Annotated in this window: 15 protein-coding genes; 10 read left to right on the forward strand and 5 right to left on the reverse strand. The window is 61.2% G+C overall.

Features of this window, described 5'->3' with window-relative positions; translation table 11 throughout:
- Positions 1 to 2: 2 nt before the first annotated feature.
- A complete protein-coding gene (locus tag H7A77_RS13745; protein ID WP_182074315.1) occupies positions 3 to 1,343 on the reverse strand; it encodes an aromatic acid/H+ symport family MFS transporter in 1,341 nt (446 codons plus the stop codon).
- Between the two features lie 327 nt (positions 1,344 to 1,670).
- Here H7A77_RS13745 and queE point away from each other — a divergent pair, with 327 nt between their 5' ends.
- Both queE and H7A77_RS13755 read left to right on the forward strand, forming a co-directional pair.
- On the forward strand, positions 1,671 to 2,342 hold the full coding sequence (gene queE, locus H7A77_RS13750; RefSeq protein WP_033641878.1) for a 7-carboxy-7-deazaguanine synthase QueE: 672 nt from the start codon (positions 1,671 to 1,673) through the stop codon (positions 2,340 to 2,342).
- A gap of 43 nt (positions 2,343 to 2,385) precedes the next feature.
- Entirely contained in the window at positions 2,386 to 2,895 is a 510-nt protein-coding gene (locus H7A77_RS13755; RefSeq protein ID WP_049866645.1) for a GNAT family N-acetyltransferase, read from the forward strand.
- A 26-nt stretch (positions 2,896 to 2,921) separates the two neighbouring features.
- Here the strand turns inward: H7A77_RS13755 and queD are convergent, their stop codons facing one another.
- Entirely contained in the window at positions 2,922 to 3,281 is a 360-nt protein-coding gene (gene queD / locus H7A77_RS13760) for a 6-carboxytetrahydropterin synthase QueD (protein WP_004932638.1), read from the reverse strand.
- 436 nt (positions 3,282 to 3,717) lie between these two features.
- On the opposite strand from queD, the gene cysJ reads away from it, so the two are divergent.
- The 3 genes from cysJ (at position 3,718) to H7A77_RS13775 (ending at position 8,028) form a co-directional block, all read left to right on the forward strand.
- The gene (gene cysJ / locus H7A77_RS13765) at positions 3,718 to 5,517 is read left to right on the forward strand and encodes an NADPH-dependent assimilatory sulfite reductase flavoprotein subunit (RefSeq protein WP_147880079.1); all 1,800 of its coding nucleotides are present in this window, start codon (positions 3,718 to 3,720) and stop codon (positions 5,515 to 5,517) included.
- Positions 5,517 to 7,232, forward strand: coding sequence for an assimilatory sulfite reductase (NADPH) hemoprotein subunit (gene cysI, locus H7A77_RS13770; RefSeq protein WP_182074316.1), 1,716 nt, complete (start codon positions 5,517 to 5,519; stop codon positions 7,230 to 7,232). The genes cysJ and cysI overlap by 1 nt, the downstream gene beginning before the upstream one ends.
- A gap of 61 nt (positions 7,233 to 7,293) precedes the next feature.
- Positions 7,294 to 8,028, forward strand: coding sequence for a phosphoadenylyl-sulfate reductase (locus H7A77_RS13775; protein ID WP_033641881.1), 735 nt, complete (start codon positions 7,294 to 7,296; stop codon positions 8,026 to 8,028).
- A gap of 55 nt (positions 8,029 to 8,083) precedes the next feature.
- On the opposite strand, the gene H7A77_RS13780 is transcribed toward H7A77_RS13775, so the two are convergent.
- A complete protein-coding gene (locus tag H7A77_RS13780; protein WP_117188543.1) occupies positions 8,084 to 9,154 on the reverse strand; it encodes an aminopeptidase in 1,071 nt (356 codons plus the stop codon).
- A gap of 261 nt (positions 9,155 to 9,415) precedes the next feature.
- Here H7A77_RS13780 and cysG point away from each other — a divergent pair, with 261 nt between their 5' ends.
- From cysG to H7A77_RS13805, 5 genes are all read left to right on the forward strand, one after another.
- Positions 9,416 to 10,846, forward strand: coding sequence for a siroheme synthase CysG (gene cysG, locus H7A77_RS13785; protein WP_182074317.1), 1,431 nt, complete (start codon positions 9,416 to 9,418; stop codon positions 10,844 to 10,846).
- A gap of 22 nt (positions 10,847 to 10,868) precedes the next feature.
- Positions 10,869 to 11,777 carry a sulfate adenylyltransferase subunit CysD gene (gene cysD, locus H7A77_RS13790; protein ID WP_033641883.1) on the forward strand — a complete coding sequence of 303 codons (909 nt, stop codon included), beginning with the start codon at positions 10,869 to 10,871 and terminating at the stop codon, positions 11,775 to 11,777.
- An 11-nt stretch (positions 11,778 to 11,788) separates the two neighbouring features.
- Positions 11,789 to 13,216 carry a sulfate adenylyltransferase subunit CysN gene (gene cysN, locus H7A77_RS13795; protein ID WP_182074318.1) on the forward strand — a complete coding sequence of 476 codons (1,428 nt, stop codon included), beginning with the start codon at positions 11,789 to 11,791 and terminating at the stop codon, positions 13,214 to 13,216.
- Entirely contained in the window at positions 13,155 to 13,844 is a 690-nt protein-coding gene (gene cysC, locus H7A77_RS13800; RefSeq protein ID WP_182074319.1) for an adenylyl-sulfate kinase, read from the forward strand. Before cysN ends, cysC begins: the two co-directional genes overlap by 62 nt.
- An 84-nt stretch (positions 13,845 to 13,928) precedes the next feature.
- Positions 13,929 to 14,255, forward strand: coding sequence for a DUF3561 family protein (locus tag H7A77_RS13805; protein WP_033641885.1), 327 nt, complete (start codon positions 13,929 to 13,931; stop codon positions 14,253 to 14,255).
- 52 nt (positions 14,256 to 14,307) lie between these two features.
- Here H7A77_RS13805 and H7A77_RS13810 read toward each other — a convergent pair whose 3' ends face one another.
- Entirely contained in the window at positions 14,308 to 15,030 is a 723-nt protein-coding gene (locus tag H7A77_RS13810) for an amino acid ABC transporter ATP-binding protein (RefSeq protein WP_042783703.1), read from the reverse strand.
- Positions 15,014 to 15,733 (reverse strand): amino acid ABC transporter permease, encoded by a 720-nt coding sequence (locus H7A77_RS13815; RefSeq protein ID WP_042706788.1) that lies wholly within the window; start codon positions 15,731 to 15,733, stop codon positions 15,014 to 15,016. Before H7A77_RS13815 ends, H7A77_RS13810 begins: the two co-directional genes overlap by 17 nt.
- Positions 15,734 to 15,834: the final 101 nt, after the last annotated feature.

Below are 15,834 nucleotides of genomic sequence, written 5' to 3' on the forward strand. Positions count from 1 at the left end.
GGTCAGGCGGCCGGTTGCAGCATCGGCTTGCGGCTCATCTTGCACACCGTGGCGATGGCGGCGATCAGCGCCGGCACGCACAGGAACATCAGGATGCTCTGCACTTCCCACTGCATCGCCAGCAGTTGGGCGCCCATCATGGTGCCGGCGACGCCGCCGAAGCGGCCGATGCCCTGCATCCAGGCGATGCCGGTGGCGCGGCTGTGGGTCGGGTAGAAGGTCGCCGCCAGCGTTTGCAGCCCGGACTGCGCGCCGTTCATGGTGACGCCCATCAGGAAGATGAAGGCGCCCAGCAGCACGATCTGTTTATCCTCGGTGGCCATCGCCACGATCAGCAGGGCGGTGACGACAAAGCCGCTCGAGACCACTTTGTGCGCATTCCAGCGGTCCATCAACCAGCCGGCCACCAGGATGCCCAGCGTGCCGCCGAAGGTGAACAGCGAGGTGAGCATCGCCGATTGCTCCAACTGATAGCCCAATCCCTGCATCAGGATTGGCATCCAGCTCAGCAACACGTAGTAGATCACCAGCCCCATAAAGTAGGTCAGCCACAGCATCAGCGTGCCGAGCAGGTAAGGGCGGCTGAACAGCAGGCCGACGCTGGTCTTGGTCTGCGCCAGCTTCTCTTCGTACAGATAAAAACGCGTCACGCCGTCGAGGCTCCGGCTAACGAAGCGCTGCGCGATGCGCTTGATCTTCGCCGCATCCTGGCCGCGGTTAACCATATATTTAACCGACTCCGGCAGCAGCAGGATCAGCAGGACAGTCAATACCAGCGGCGCGATGGCGCCGAGCAGCAGCACGCTGTGCCAGCCGTAGTTCGGGATCAGCCACGATGAAATGGCGCCGCCGCCGGCCGCGCCCAGCGGAAAACCGCAGTACATGGTGTTGATCGCCAGCGAACGGCAGCGCTGCGGCGCGTATTCGGAGATCAAGGTAATGGCGTTGGGCATCGCCGCCCCCAGCCCGAGACCGGTGAGGAAGCGCCACAGCGTCAGGCTGTTGAGCGAACCGGCGTAGGCGGTGGCCAGGCTCGACAGGCCGAAGAACAGGCAGGAAAACACCAGCACGCGCTTGCGGCCGATGCGGTCGGAGATCGGCCCGGCGATCAGCGCGCCGAGCGACAGCCCCAGCAGCGCAGCGCTCAGCACCGGCCCCAGATCCTGCTTCACGATGCCCCAGTCTTTGGCGACCGAGGGGGCGATATAGCCCATGGCGGCGGTATCGAAACCGTCGATGGCGAGGATCAGAAATCCGAGAATGATCAGTGTCCAGTGAAACAGCGAAAACTTGCTGTCGTCGATGGCCTGTTGAATGTTTAACTCGCTGGTGGAATGAGTCATGGCACCCTCTAAACGCAGATGTAGTCGTGATGGATGGAACGTGGCCGAAACTGGCGCTCGGCTTGTGTTTGCTTGTATATACATCTGCGCGTCGGCGCTTTATGTCAAATATAATTATCTTATTTGTTAACTGCGTGTTGTTTTCTGTGGAGCAGGTTGCACCGCCGATGAAAGGCCAAAGACCGGTTCACAAATTAAATGAACGCCCTTGGCGGTGAGATATGCTGACGGCGGCGCGGAGGATAAAATTTAATACAATTTTGGCCGTTTGGTCGCCGGGCCGGAATCTGCGATAATCGCTTTTTACTTTTCCAGATTGAGAAACCGATGCAGTACCCGATCAACGAGATGTTCCAAACCTTGCAGGGCGAAGGCTTTTTCACCGGCGTTCCGGCCATTTTCATCCGCCTGCAGGGCTGCCCGGTAGGGTGCAGCTGGTGCGACACCAAACATACCTGGGAAAAGGAAGCCCATCGGGAAGTCGACCTGCAACGGATCCTGGTCAAAACAGAAGAGAGCGACGCCTGGGGCAATGCCGGCGCCGAGCAGCTGTTGGCGGTGATGCGCCAACAAGGTTACACCGCGCGCCATGTGGTGATCACCGGCGGTGAACCCTGCATCTACGATCTGGCGCCGTTGACCGAGCTGTTCGAACAGCACGGCTACCGTTGCCAGATTGAAACCAGCGGCACCCACGAAATTCGCTGCTCCGCCAACACCTGGGTGACGGTTTCGCCCAAGGTGAATATGCGCGGCGGCATGAAGGTGCTGGATCAGGCGCTGCGGCGCGCCGACGAGGTGAAGCATCCGGTGGCGCGCGAGCGCGATATCGAGGCGCTGGATGCGCTGCTGGCGACGCTGCAGGACGATAAGGCGCGCATTATCGCGCTGCAGCCGATCAGCCAGAAAGAAGAGGCGACCCGCCTGTGCATCGAAACCTGCATTGCGCGCAATTGGCGGCTGTCGATGCAGACCCACAAATATCTGAATATCGCCTGAGTTTTTTATTGGCCGCAGGCCTTCGAACGGGACGGGAGTTACGGTGAAAATTGTATCGCGTGCATTCGAGGCGGTGACGGAAGCGGAATTGCGGTCGATTCGTTCGTTGTTGTCCGACGCTTTCCCCGAGATAACCGACGGATTTTATCGGCGGCAGGTGCCGGCTTGCCTGGTGACCGCCACGGAAGGCGAGGCGATCGTCGGCCAACTGGCGGTGCATGAGCGGCCGGTGTTGATTGACGGTGAGGCCGAGGTGATCGGCATCATCGGGCTGGTGGCCGTGGCACACACGCATCGGCGCCGCGGCGTGGCCGCAAACATGCTGGTGAAGGCGCATGACTATTTGCGCAGTAAAGGGATCGCGTATTCCATACTGTTTGCGGTAAGCGAAAAGTACTATACCGGCGCCGGCTATCGGGCGATGGAAAACGAGACGGCGTTCATTGAGGACGGCGAGAGCAAAACGTTTGTCTATCGAGGGGGAATGGCGCTGAGTCTGTCGGAAAGGCCCTGGACGGCGCGGCGCCTGGATCTGCAAGGCGAGGTAGTGTGAGGGTATCTGCACATACCCTCACGGCATCAACCTTTATATACGCATCCCGCTGTACAGGTCTCTTTCACCATCACCGCAGTCAGTTCCGGTAACTGGGGCTTGAGCTGCTGCCAAATCCAGGCGGCGAGCACTTCGCTGGTGGGATTTTCCAATCCTGGAATATCGTTCAGATAATGGTGATCCAGCCGCTCCCAGATCGGGGAAAACACAGCCTTGAGCTCGGCGAAATCCATCACCCAACCGGTGTGGGGATCCACTTCACCGGTCACTTCCAGACGCACCATAAACGAATGCCCATGCAGACGGCCGCATTTGTGGCCCTCCGGCACATGCGGCAAACGGTGTGCGGCTTCAAACTGAAAATCTTTAAACAGCGTGGTTGCCATTATTACGGCCTCATTGACTCAAAAACCGCCGCATAGTACCGGAAAGCGCGTCTGCTTGCCATTTATACCGTTATGGTCTACCGCCACGGCAAACGCATCCGGTTAACACTTTTTTTGTTTGGTGTCTGCGGCACCTATCGGCTGGGGTTATGAGCCGAAATGTTGAACGGTGAAAAAATGATGAAAAAAAGTGCTTTATTTTCATCTGGATAAAAAACTTTGTTTAACGGTTTAAGCGTTATCCCTTACCAGAAAAACAGCTTAGTCATTTTGGTTATGATTTATTGCTATCCCTTATTTAATCGTTGCTATTCTGCTCGGTAACCTTACAAACTCTCCTGATCTTTTCCGCACGCCCGACGCAGCGAAGAGACAGCGACTGACACTGGCGCGCGCCTGGCAGGAAAGGCGCTAAGTATAGGAAATAAGTACAGCAATGACGACTCAGGCTCCTCCAACATCTTTGCTCCCGCTGACGCCCGAACAGCTGGCACGCCTGCAGGCGACGATCGGCGACTATTCGCCGACGCAGCTGGCGTGGCTGTCCGGTTATTTTTGGGGCATGGTCAATCAACAGCCAGGAGCCGTGGCCATTGCGCCCGCCGCCCCTGCCGCCGCCGGCATCACCATCATTTCCGCTTCGCAGACCGGCAATGCGCGCCGCCTGGCGGAGCAGCTGCGCGACGATTTGCTGGCCGCCAATCTGAACGCCACGCTGATCAGCGCCGGCGATTACAAGTTCAAGCAGATAGCGCAAGAGCGCCTGCTGGTGATCGTCGCCTCCACGCAAGGGGAAGGCGAGCCGGCGGAAGAAGCGGTGGCGCTGCATAAATACCTGTTCTCGAAAAAGGCGCCGAAGCTGAGTGACACCGCGTTTGCGGTGTTCGGGCTGGGCGACACCTCTTATGAGAATTTCTGTCAGTCCGGTAAAGATTTCGACGCCAAGTTGGCCGAACTGGGCGCCGAGCGCCTGGTGGAGCGCGTGGATGCCGACGTGGAGTATCAGGAACTGGCCGCCGCCTGGCGCAAACAGGTGGTGTCGGTGCTGAAGGCGCGCGCGCCGGCGGAAAGCGCCGCGCCGGGCGCGTTGGCCAGCGGCGCGATCGACCTGATCGACAGCAGCCCGTACAGCAAGGAACAACCGCTCACCGCCCAACTGGCGGTCAAGCAGAAAATTACCGGCCGCGCGTCCGATAAAGACGTGCGCCATATTGAGATCGATTTGGGCGATTCGGGCCTGCGCTACCAGCCTGGCGATGCGCTCGGCGTATGGTTCGACAACGATCCGGCGCTGGTGGACGAATTGGTGCAGCTATTGTGGCTGAAAGGCGACGAACCGGTGGAGGTGGAAGGGCAAACCCTGCCGCTGGCGCAGGCGCTGCGCAGCCATTTCGAACTGACGCAGAACACCACGCCGATCGTCGATAAATACGCCGCGCTGTCGCGCGACGAAAAGCTGATCGGTCTGTTGGCGGATAAAGCCGCGCTGCAGCAGTATGCGCACAACACGCCGATCGTCGACATGGTGCGCCAGGCGCCGGCGGATCTGAGCGCCGAACAGCTGGTCGGGCTGCTGCGTCCGCTGACGCCGCGCCTGTACTCCATCGCCTCTTCACAGGCGGAAAATGAGAACGAAGTGCACATCACCGTGGGCGTCGTGCGTTACGACATCGACGGGCGCGCTCGCAGCGGCGGCGCCTCCGGTTTCCTGGCGGACCGCCTGGAGGAGGACGGCGACGTGCGGGTGTTTATCGAGCACAACGACAACTTCCGTCTGCCGGCCAACCCGGAAACGCCGGTGATCATGATCGGCCCGGGCACCGGCATCGCGCCGTTCCGCGCCTTTATGCAGCAGCGCGACGCCGACGGCGCCGGCGGCAAAAACTGGCTGTTCTTCGGCAACCCGCACTTTACCGAAGATTTCCTGTACCAGGTTGAATGGCAGCGCTACGTGAAAGACGGCCTGCTGACCCGCATCGATCTGGCCTGGTCCCGCGACCAGCAACATAAAATATACGTACAAGACAAACTGCGCGAACAGGGCGCGGAAGTGTGGCGCTGGATTCAGGAAGGCGCGCACATTTACGTCTGCGGCGATGCCAATCGCATGGCGAAAGACGTGGAACACACATTACTGGAACTGGTGGCCGAGCACGGTGGCATGGATACCGAGCAGGCGGATGAATTTTTAAGTGAGCTGCGCCTTGAGCGCCGTTATCAGCGAGATGTTTACTGATGAGTGATAAACACCCCGGGCCTTTGGTGGTCGAAGGCAAACTGGCCGATGCGGAGCGCATGAAGAAGGAGAGCAACTTCCTGCGCGGCACCATCGCCGAAGATTTGAACGACGGCCTGACCGGCGGCTTCAACGGCGACAACTTCCTGCTGATCCGTTTTCACGGCATGTACCAGCAGGATGATCGTGACATTCGCGCCGAACGCGCCGAGCAGAAGCTGGAGCCGCGTCACGCCATGATGCTGCGCTGCCGCCTGCCGGGCGGCGTCATCAGCCCGCAGCAGTGGCTGGGCATCGACAAGTTCGCGCAGGAGAGCACGCTGTACGGCAGCATTCGCATCACCAACCGCCAGACGTTCCAGTTTCACGGCATCCTGAAAGGCAACGTCAAACCGGTGCACCAGTTGCTGAATCGCCTGGGGCTGGACGCGCTGGCGACCGCCAACGACGTGAACCGCAATGTGCTGTGCACCTCCAACCCGGTGGAGTCCGAGCTGCATCAGGAAGCCTACGAGTGGGCGAAGAAGATCTCCGAACACCTGCTGCCGCGCACCCGCGCCTACGCAGAGGTGTGGCTGGATCAGGAGAAGGTGGCCACTACCGACGAAGAGCCGATTCTGGGGCCGACCTACCTGCCGCGCAAATTCAAAACCACGGTGGTGATCCCGCCGCAGAACGACGTCGATCTGCACGCCAACGACATGAACTTCGTGGCGATCGCCGAAAACGGCAAGCTGGTGGGCTTCAACCTGCTGGTGGGCGGCGGGCTGTCCATTGAGCACGGCAACAAGAAAACCTACGCGCGTCAGGCCAGCGAGTTCGGCTACATTCCGCTCGAGCATACGCTGGCGGTGGCTGAAGCGGTGGTGACCACACAGCGCGACTGGGGCAACCGCACCGATCGCAAGAACGCCAAAACCAAATACACGCTGGAGCGCGTCGGGGTGGACGTTTTCCGCGCCGAAGTGGAAAAGCGCGCCGGCATCACCTTCGCGCCGATTCGGCCGTATGAATTCACCGGCCGCGGCGATCGCATCGGTTGGGTGAAGGGCATCGACGATCAGTGGCACCTGACGCTGTTTATTGAGAACGGCCGCCTGCTGGACTATCCGGGGCGCCCGCTGAAGACCGGTATGGCGGAGATCGCCAAGATCCATAAAGGCGACTTCCGCCTGACGGCGAACCAAAACGTGATCATCGCCGGCGTGCCGGAAAGCGAAAAGGCGAAGATCGAAGCCTTGGCGCGCGATCATGGCCTGATCGACGACGAGATCAGCGAGCAACGCAAAAACTCGATGGCCTGCGTGTCGTTCCCGACCTGCCCGCTGGCGATGGCGGAGGCCGAGCGTTTCCTGCCGCAGTTTGTCACCAAGGTGGAAGGGATCATGCATCGGCACGGGGTGGACGACGAGCATATCGTGCTGCGCATCACCGGCTGCCCGAACGGCTGTGGCCGCGCGCTGCTGGCGGAGCTGGGGCTGGTGGGCAAGGCGGTCGGCCGCTATAACCTGCATTTGGGCGGCAACCGCGAAGGCACGCGCATTCCGCGCATGTACCGCGAAAACATCAACGAAGACGAGATCCTGAGCGAGATCGACCTGTTGGTGGGGCGCTGGGCGAAGGAGCGTAACGCCGGCGAGGGTTTCGGCGACTTCACCGTGCGCGCGGGCATCGTCAAACCGGTGCTGGATCCGGCGCGAGATTTCTGGGAGTGAGGCCGGGCGGCCCCTGGGCAGAGGGGCCGCACAGGTAATTTCAAGTATCAGGAGAGACAACATGGCTGAATTCGATCTGGCGGCGCTGAACGCGTTGCCCAAATCCGGGCAGGCGCTGGCATTGGCGGTGGTCAACGGCCAGCTGGAGAGCCTCAGCGCCGAACAGCGCGTCGAATGGGCGCTGGAGCATCTGCCCGGCGAGTTCGTACTCTCATCCAGTTTCGGCATTCAGGCGGCGGTATGTCTGCACCTGGTGACGCGCATCCGGCCGGATATCCCGGTGATCCTGACCGACACCGGTTACCTGTTCCCGGAAACCTACCGCTTTATCGATCAACTGACCGACCAGCTGAAGCTGAATCTGCAGGTGTTCCGCGCCGAACAGTCTCCCGCCTGGCAAGAGGCGCGCTACGGCAAACTGTGGGAGCAGGGCGTGGAAGGCATTGAAAAATACAACCAGATCAACAAGGTCGAGCCGATGAACCGCGCGCTGGAGACGCTGGGCGCGCAGAGCTGGTTCGCCGGCCTGCGGCGCGAACAGTCCGGCAGCCGCGCCAATCTGCCGGTGCTGGCGGTGCAGCGTGGGGTGTTCAAGATCCTGCCGATCATCGACTGGGACAACCGCAAGATTTACCAGTATTTGACCGAACACGGGCTGAGCTACCACCCGTTGTGGGAGCAGGGCTACCTGTCGGTAGGCGATACCCACACCACCCAAAAGTGGGAGCCGGGCATGAGCGAGGAAGAGACGCGCTTCTTTGGCCTGAAGCGCGAGTGCGGTCTGCACGAAGGCTAAACGACGCGAATGACATCACAGGGCTCAGCAATGCTGGGCCCTGTTTTTTTACGGGCTACTTTTTCTTCTGCGCTTTCGGCGGGTGCGCCTGCGCCAGCTCTTTGATCAAGGGCAGCAGGATCTGCACGCTGTCGCGGCTGCGTTTGTCGATCCGCCCCGGCAGGTAGCGATCCAGATATTGCAGGTTGTCGTACTGCGGGCGGTGCCAGGTGATGCCCTGCGGGAAGTGCGGGCTGACGGCGCGCTGCTGGTAACCGTCCTTGTCGCCCAGCGACCAGTTGGTGGCCTCCACTGACAATACCGGGATGCCTGCGGCGTCGAACACCTCTTGATCGGAACAGCAGCCGGTGCCTTGCGGATGCTGCGCGTTGCCTGGGTTGGTGGCGGCGGCGATGCCGTAGCGGTGGGCGATATCCAGTGCGCGATCGCGGGAGCGCTTCGCTATCTGCGGCGGCGTGTTGCGCCCGGCGTTGAAGTACAGACGATCGCCGGTGATCAGGCTGTCGAGGTTGATCACCAGCACGGTGTTGCTTTTCTCTTCCGCGCTCATGCGCTGCAGGTAGTTCTGCGCGCCCAGCGAACCGATCTCTTCAGCGCTGGTGGCGACGAAGCGCAGGCCGTAGGCGGTGGGGATATCCTTCAGGCGTTCCGCCAGCTCCAGCATTACGCCGATGCCGGAGGCGTTGTCGTCGACGCCCTGCAGCGTCAGGCCGCCGAGATTGTTATCCAGATCCTCGTCGCTCTGCGGCGTATAGGTGTCGAAGTGGGCGACGACCACGACCTGTTTCGGGCTGTTGCCGTTGCGGGCGGCGATCACCGAGCTGGCGGTGACGTTATTCCAGTTCTTCTTGCCGTCTTTGCTGGTGTAGAGATAGCGCGTATTGACGCTGCGAATATCGCTTTGGTAACCCATCTTGCCGAACTGCTGCTTGAGATAGTCGGCGGTGAGCAATTCTGCCGGGCTGCCCGCCATGCGGCCGGGGAAGTAAGTGGCGATGTGGCGGGTCTGTTCGGCGGCGAAACGGCCCATTGGCGCGTCTTTTACGGGCTGTGCGGCACACACGCTGAAGACGCCGCCGAGTGCGAGGGCCAGCAGGCTGGTCTTCAGGTAAAAACGGGAAAACATACCGAAAAATCCTTCTTTGCTATCGGCGCTGCCGATCATTTTTCTTCGGCGCCCAGTATGAGACGACGGGCGGCATTACACAATTTCCCTGTCTCTTAATTTTCGCGCGAACGCGCAAATCGCCGTCGCGATGAGCATGGTTTGCCTCCTGCGCTGCGGCCTATATTCCATAAAGGAACTAATCATTCCTTTTCGTCATTTCAGAGGCTAAATCTCAGCCCGTATAGTCACACTATCTTTCTGTTATATGAAAAGGCTGTTGTGGACTATCTACCAATATTCGCCGACCTGAAACAACGTCCGGTGCTGGTCGTTGGCGGTGGGGACGTGGCGGCGCGCAAAGTCTCCCTGCTTCAGCGCGCCGGGGCTGAAATACGGATAGTTGCGCAGTCGCTCTCACCGGAACTGGAACAACAACGTCAGCAAGGGCGGGTGCTCTGGCTGGGGAAAACCTTTGATCCGCAGCAGCTGGACGACGTGTTTCTGGCGATCGCCGCCACGGACGACAATGCGCTGAACGCCGCGGTGTTCGCCGAGGCGGATAAACGCCGGGTGCTGGCCAACGTGGTGGACGATCAGCCGCGCTGTTCGTTCATCTTCCCGTCGATCATCGATCGCTCGCCGCTGGTGGTCGCCGTATCGTCCAGCGGCCAGGCGCCGGTGCTGGCGCGGTTGCTGCGCGAAAAGCTGGAGGCGTTGCTGCCCGCCAGTTTGGGGCAGATGGCGCAGGTGGCGGGCCGCTGGCGCGGCCAGGTCAAACAGCGGTTGGCTTCGATCGGCGAACGTCGCCGTTTCTGGGAAAACACCTTCGGCGGCCGTTTCGCCACGCTGGTGGCCAACGGCCAGACGGCGCAGGCGGAACGCCAGCTGGAGCAGGATTTACACCGCTTCGCCGCAGGCGATGAGGGCGCCCAGGGCGAGATAGCGCTGGTGGGCGCCGGGCCGGGCGACGTGGGGCTGTTGACCCTGCGCGGGCTGCAGGTGATGCAGCAGGCGGACGTGGTGCTGTATGACCATCTGGTCAGCGGCGAAATCCTCGATCTGGTGCGCCGCGACGCCGAGCGCATCTGCGTGGGCAAGCGCGCCGGCGCGCACTCGGTGATCCAGGAAGAGACCAACCGGCTGCTGGTGGAGCTGGCGCAGCAGGGCAAACGCGTGGTGCGCCTCAAGGGCGGCGATCCGTTCATCTTTGGCCGCGGCGGCGAAGAGCTGCAGGTGGCCGCCGCCGCCGGCATTCCGTTCCAGGTGGTGCCGGGCGTCACGGCCGCCGCGGGGGCGACCGCCTACGCAGGCATTCCGCTGACGCACCGCGACCACGCGCAGAGCGTGACCTTTATCACCGGCCACTGCCGCCCCGACGGAGATGGCCTGGACTGGGCCGATCTGGCCCGGGCGCGGCAGACGCTGGCTATCTACATGGGCACCATGAAGGCGGCGGACATCAGCCAGCGCCTGATCGCCCACGGTCGCGACGCCGCGACGCCGGTGGCGGTGATCAGCCGCGGCACGCACGCCGATCAGCAGGTGCAGATCGGCACGCTGGAACAACTGGAATATCTGGCCCAACGGGCGCCGTTGCCGGCGCTGCTGGTGATCGGCGAAGTGGTGGAACTGCACCACCAAATCGCCTGGTTCGGGCATCAATCGCAGACGGAAGGGGCCGCGCGCCCGGCCGTCGTGAATTTGGCATAGGCAAGGCTTTTAAGGACCTGTTATGGACGAAAAACGACTCACTCATTTGCGGCAATTGGAGGCGGAGAGTATCCATATCATCCGTGAAGTCGCCGCTGAATTCGCCAACCCGGTGATGCTGTATTCCATCGGCAAAGACTCTTCCGTGATGCTGCATCTGGCGCGTAAGGCGTTCTTCCCCGGCACGCTGCCATTCCCGCTGCTGCACGTCGATACCGGCTGGAAATTCCGCGAAATGTACGAATTCCGCGATCGCACCGCGAAGGAGTACGGCTTCGAGCTGCTGGTGCATAAAAACCCTGAAGGGGTGGCGATGGGCATCAACCCGTTCGTGCACGGCAGCGCCAAGCATACCGACATCATGAAAACCGAGGGCCTGAAGCAGGCGTTGAACAAGTACGGTTTCGACGCCGCCTTCGGCGGTGCGCGGCGCGACGAGGAGAAATCGCGCGCCAAAGAGCGCATCTATTCGTTCCGCGATCGCTTCCACCGCTGGGATCCGAAAAACCAGCGGCCGGAGCTGTGGCACAACTACAACGGCCAGATCAACAAAGGGGAGAGCATCCGCGTCTTCCCGCTGTCGAACTGGACCGAGCTGGATATCTGGCAGTATATCTTCCTGGAAAACATCGACATCGTGCCGCTGTATCTGGCGAAACCGCGCCCGGTGGTGGAGCGCGACGGCATGCTGATGATGGTGGACGACGATCGCATCGATCTGCAGCCGGGTGAAGTGATCAGCCAGCGCATGGTGCGTTTCCGCACCCTGGGGTGCTGGCCGCTGACCGGCGCGGTGGACTCGCAGGCGCAAACCCTGCCGGAGATCATCGAAGAAATGCTGGTCTCCACCACCAGTGAACGCCAGGGGCGGATGATCGATCGCGATCAGTCCGGCTCGATGGAGCTGAAAAAGCGTCAAGGGTATTTCTAAGGAGCCGCCGGATGAATAACGCAATTGCACAACAAATCGCTGACCAGGGCGGCGTCGAGTCTTATCTGCACGCGCAGCAGCACAAGAGCCTGCTGCGCTTTCTGACCTGCGGCAGCGTCGACGACGGCAAAAGCACCCTGATCGGTCGCCTGCTGCACGATACCCGCCAGATCTACGAGGATCAGCTGTCGACGCTGCACAGCGACAGCAAACGCATCGGCACCCAGGGCGAGAAGCTCGATCTGGCGCTGCTGGTGGACGGTCTGCAGGCCGAGCGCGAGCAGGGCATCACCATCGATGTGGCCTATCGCTACTTCTCGACCGAAAAACGCAAGTTTATCATCGCCGATACCCCGGGGCATGAGCAGTACACCCGCAACATGGCCACCGGTGCCTCTACCTGCGATCTGGCGATCCTGCTGATCGACGCGCGTAAAGGGGTGCTGGATCAGACTCGCCGCCACAGCTTTATCGCTACCTTGCTGGGCATTCGCCATCTGGTGGTCGCGGTAAACAAAATGGATCTGGTGGACTATCAGGAAGCGGTGTTCGAGCAGTTCAAACAGGATTACCTGACCTTCGCCCAGCAGCTGCCAGGCGATCTGGACATCAAGTTCGTGCCGCTGTCGGCGTTGGACGGCGACAACGTGGCGAGCGAAAGCGCCCATATGCCGTGGTACAGCGGCCCGACGCTGCTGGAAGTGCTGGAGAGCGTTGACGTGGTCAGCGAGCGAGAAAACCAGCCGCTGCGCTTCCCGGTGCAGTACGTCAACCGCCCGAACCTCGATTTTCGCGGTTATGCCGGCACGCTGTCCGCCGGCGTGGTGCGGGTGGGGCAACGCATCAAAGTGCTGCCTTCCGGCGTGGAGTCCAGCGTGGCGCGCATCGTGACTTTTGACGGCGATCTGCAAGAAGCGGTGCCGGGCGAAGCGATTACGCTGGTGCTGAAGGATGAAGTGGACATCAGCCGGGGCGATCTGCTGGTCGACGCCGGCGAAAGTCTGCAGGCGGCGCAGAGCGCGCTGGTAGACGTGGTATGGATGGCCGAGCAGCCGCTGGTGCCGGGCCAGAGCTACGACATCAAGATCGCCGGTAAAAAGACCCGCGCACGCGTGGAGAGCATCCGCCATCAGGTGGAGATCAATACGCTGGCGCAGCATCCGGCCGACACGTTGCCGCTCAACGGCATCGGATTGGTGGAGCTGACCTTCGACGAACCGCTGGTGCTGGACAGCTACCAGAGCAATCACGACACCGGCGGGCTGATCTTGATCGATCGCATGAGCAACGTGACGGTTGGCGCCGGTCTGGTGCGTAAAACGCTGCAGGCCGCATCGGCGGCGCGCGGCGAATTCAGCGCCTTCGAGCTGGAGCTGAATGCGCTGGTGCGCAAGCACTTCCCGCACTGGGGCGCGCGCGATCTGCTCGGTGGCCGATAAGGTGGCCGTTGAACTGAGGGCGACCGGGCCGGACGACGAAAATGTGGTTTGGCATCCGCACGCGGTGACGCGCGCGGATCGCGAAGCGCGCAACGGCCATCGCGGCGCGGTGCTGTGGTTTACCGGGCTGTCCGGCTCGGGCAAATCCACCGTCGCCGGCGCGCTGGAGCAGGCGCTGCATGGGCTCGGCGTCAGCACCTACCTGCTGGACGGCGATAATGTGCGCCACGGCCTGTGCCGCGATCTCGGCTTCTCCGACGAGGATCGGCGCGAGAACATTCGCCGGGTGGGGGAAGTGGCCAAGCTGATGGTGGACGCCGGGCTGGTGGTGCTGACCGCATTCATTTCGCCGCACCGCGCCGAACGGCAGATGGTGCGTGAGATGCTCGGCGACGATCGCTTTATCGAGGTGTTTGTCGATACGCCGTTGGCGATCTGCGAGGCGCGCGATCCGAAGGGATTGTATAAGAAAGCGCGCGCTGGCGAGCTGCGCAATTTCACCGGCATCGACGCGGTTTACGAGGCGCCGCAGCAGCCGAAAATCCACCTTGATGGCCAACAATTGGTAACAAATTTGATTGCGCAATTGTTAGACGTGTTGCGTGGTCAGGCTATTATCAAACCCTGAATTCAAAAAAAGCGTGTGGCGTTTTTCGCCATGCGCTTTTTACTCTAAGCCGCCGCAGAGCGAGCCGAATAACCAGGGATCACTATGCAAAATGTCACGCCTATCTTGATCGACTCCAAGCAGTCAAAACAGGAGAAAGAGGAGCCTTCTTATTCTTTCCTGGGCGGCGTCAGCGGCTTTGTTTTCTACTGGCTGGCGTTCGCGTTGCCGTTTTTGGTTTACGGTTCCAATACGCTGTTTTTCCTGCTTTATACCTGGCCATTCTTCCTGGCGCTAATGCCGCTGTCGGTGCTGATCGGCATCACTCTCAGCATGCTGCTGCGCGGCCGTTTGATCTTGACGCTGCTGCTGACCGGCGCCGTTGTGCTGTGCCTGTTCTGGCTGGTGTTCAGCTTCCTGACCGGGTGGTGAGAGAGTGGGCGCCGAGGCCGGCGCCCGCAGGATTGCAAAGCCGTGCCGAAGGTTACAAAACTTTGCTCAAAAATGCCTGAGTGCGCGGATTGGACGGGTGACTGAAGATCTGCTGCGGCTGCCCCTCTTCCTGAATGATCCCCTGATCGATAAACAGTACCCGGTCGGCCACCTCGCGGGCAAAGCCCATCTCATGCGTGACGACCACCATGGTCATGCCCTCATGGGCCAGCGATTTCATCACCGCCAACACTTCGCCCACCAGCTCCGGATCGAGCGCGGAGGTCGGTTCGTCGAACAGCATGATTTTCGGCTCCATCGCCAGCGCGCGGGCGATCGCTACCCGCTGCTGCTGGCCGCCGGACAGGCTGTTGGGATAGGCGTCGATTTTGTCGAGCAGGCCGACCTTGCGCAGCAGCTGTTCCGCTTGCGCGATGGCTTCGGCGCGCGGCAGTTTTTTCACGCTTACCGGCGCCATGATGATGTTTTCCAACACCGTCATGTGCGGGAACAGGTTAAAGCGCTGGAACACCATGCCCACGCTTTCACGCATCTTATTCAGGTCGGTTTTCTGATCGTGGACGGCGAAGCCATTCACCTCTATCTCGCCGCCGGAGAGCGTTTCCAGCGCGTTGATGCAGCGCAGGAAGGTGCTTTTACCGGAGCCGGAGGGGCCGATGACGCACACCACTTCGTTGGCGGCGATCCGGCAGGAAATGCCGCGCAGCACGTGGCTTTCACCGAACTGTTTTTGCAGGTTATGTACGCGAATCACTTTTACCGAACCTCTTTTCCATGTGTTGCACCAGCAGCGAGAGCAGGAAGGTGATGACCCAATAGACCAGCGAAATGGTCAGGTAGGGCTCCCAATAGGTGGCGTAGGCGCCGGAGACGGTGCGGGCGGCATAGGCCAGATCCGCCAGGCCGATGGCGGAGGCCAGCGACGAATCCTTGACGATGGCGATGGCGTTGTTGCCCAGCGGCGGCAGCATGCGCCGGAAGGCTTGCGGCAAGATAACCTGTCGCATGGTCTTGCCGTAGCTCATGCCCAACGAGCGGGATGCTTCCATCTGGCCGCGGTCGATCGATTGGATCCCGGCGCGGAAGATCTCCGACACATAGGCGCCGGCGTTGAGCGTGATCGCCACCACGCAGGAGAGAAAGGCGCCGTAGTCGGCGCGCAGCGCGCGGGCGAAGTCGACGCTCATCAGGCCGCTGGTGACCAGCAGGCCGTCGCGCGGGTTGATGAACAGCGGCACCAGCGCAAAGTGCACCACCATGATCTGCACGAACAGCGGGGTGCCGCGAAAGGCGCTGATGTAGATGCGTACCGGCCACTGAACGCCGTAATGCAGGATGGGTTTCCAGATGCCGTGCGGCGCCTGCGCCAAGCGCCCCAGACCGAGGATCAATCCCCAGGTGGTGCCCAGCAGCACGCAGATAATGGTGCATTTGATGGTCATCCAGGCGCCTTCCATAAACAGCGGCGCGTATTCCTGGATGATCTCCCAGCGGAAGTTCAAAGGGTATTCCTTCTTGGTATGCTGAAACGGTGGCGCGCCGACGGCCTTGCGGGCGC

The sequence above is a fragment of the Serratia sp. ME47 genome (assembly GCF_903970925.1).
Classification (GTDB): Bacteria; Pseudomonadota; Gammaproteobacteria; order Enterobacterales; family Enterobacteriaceae; genus Serratia; species Serratia ureilytica.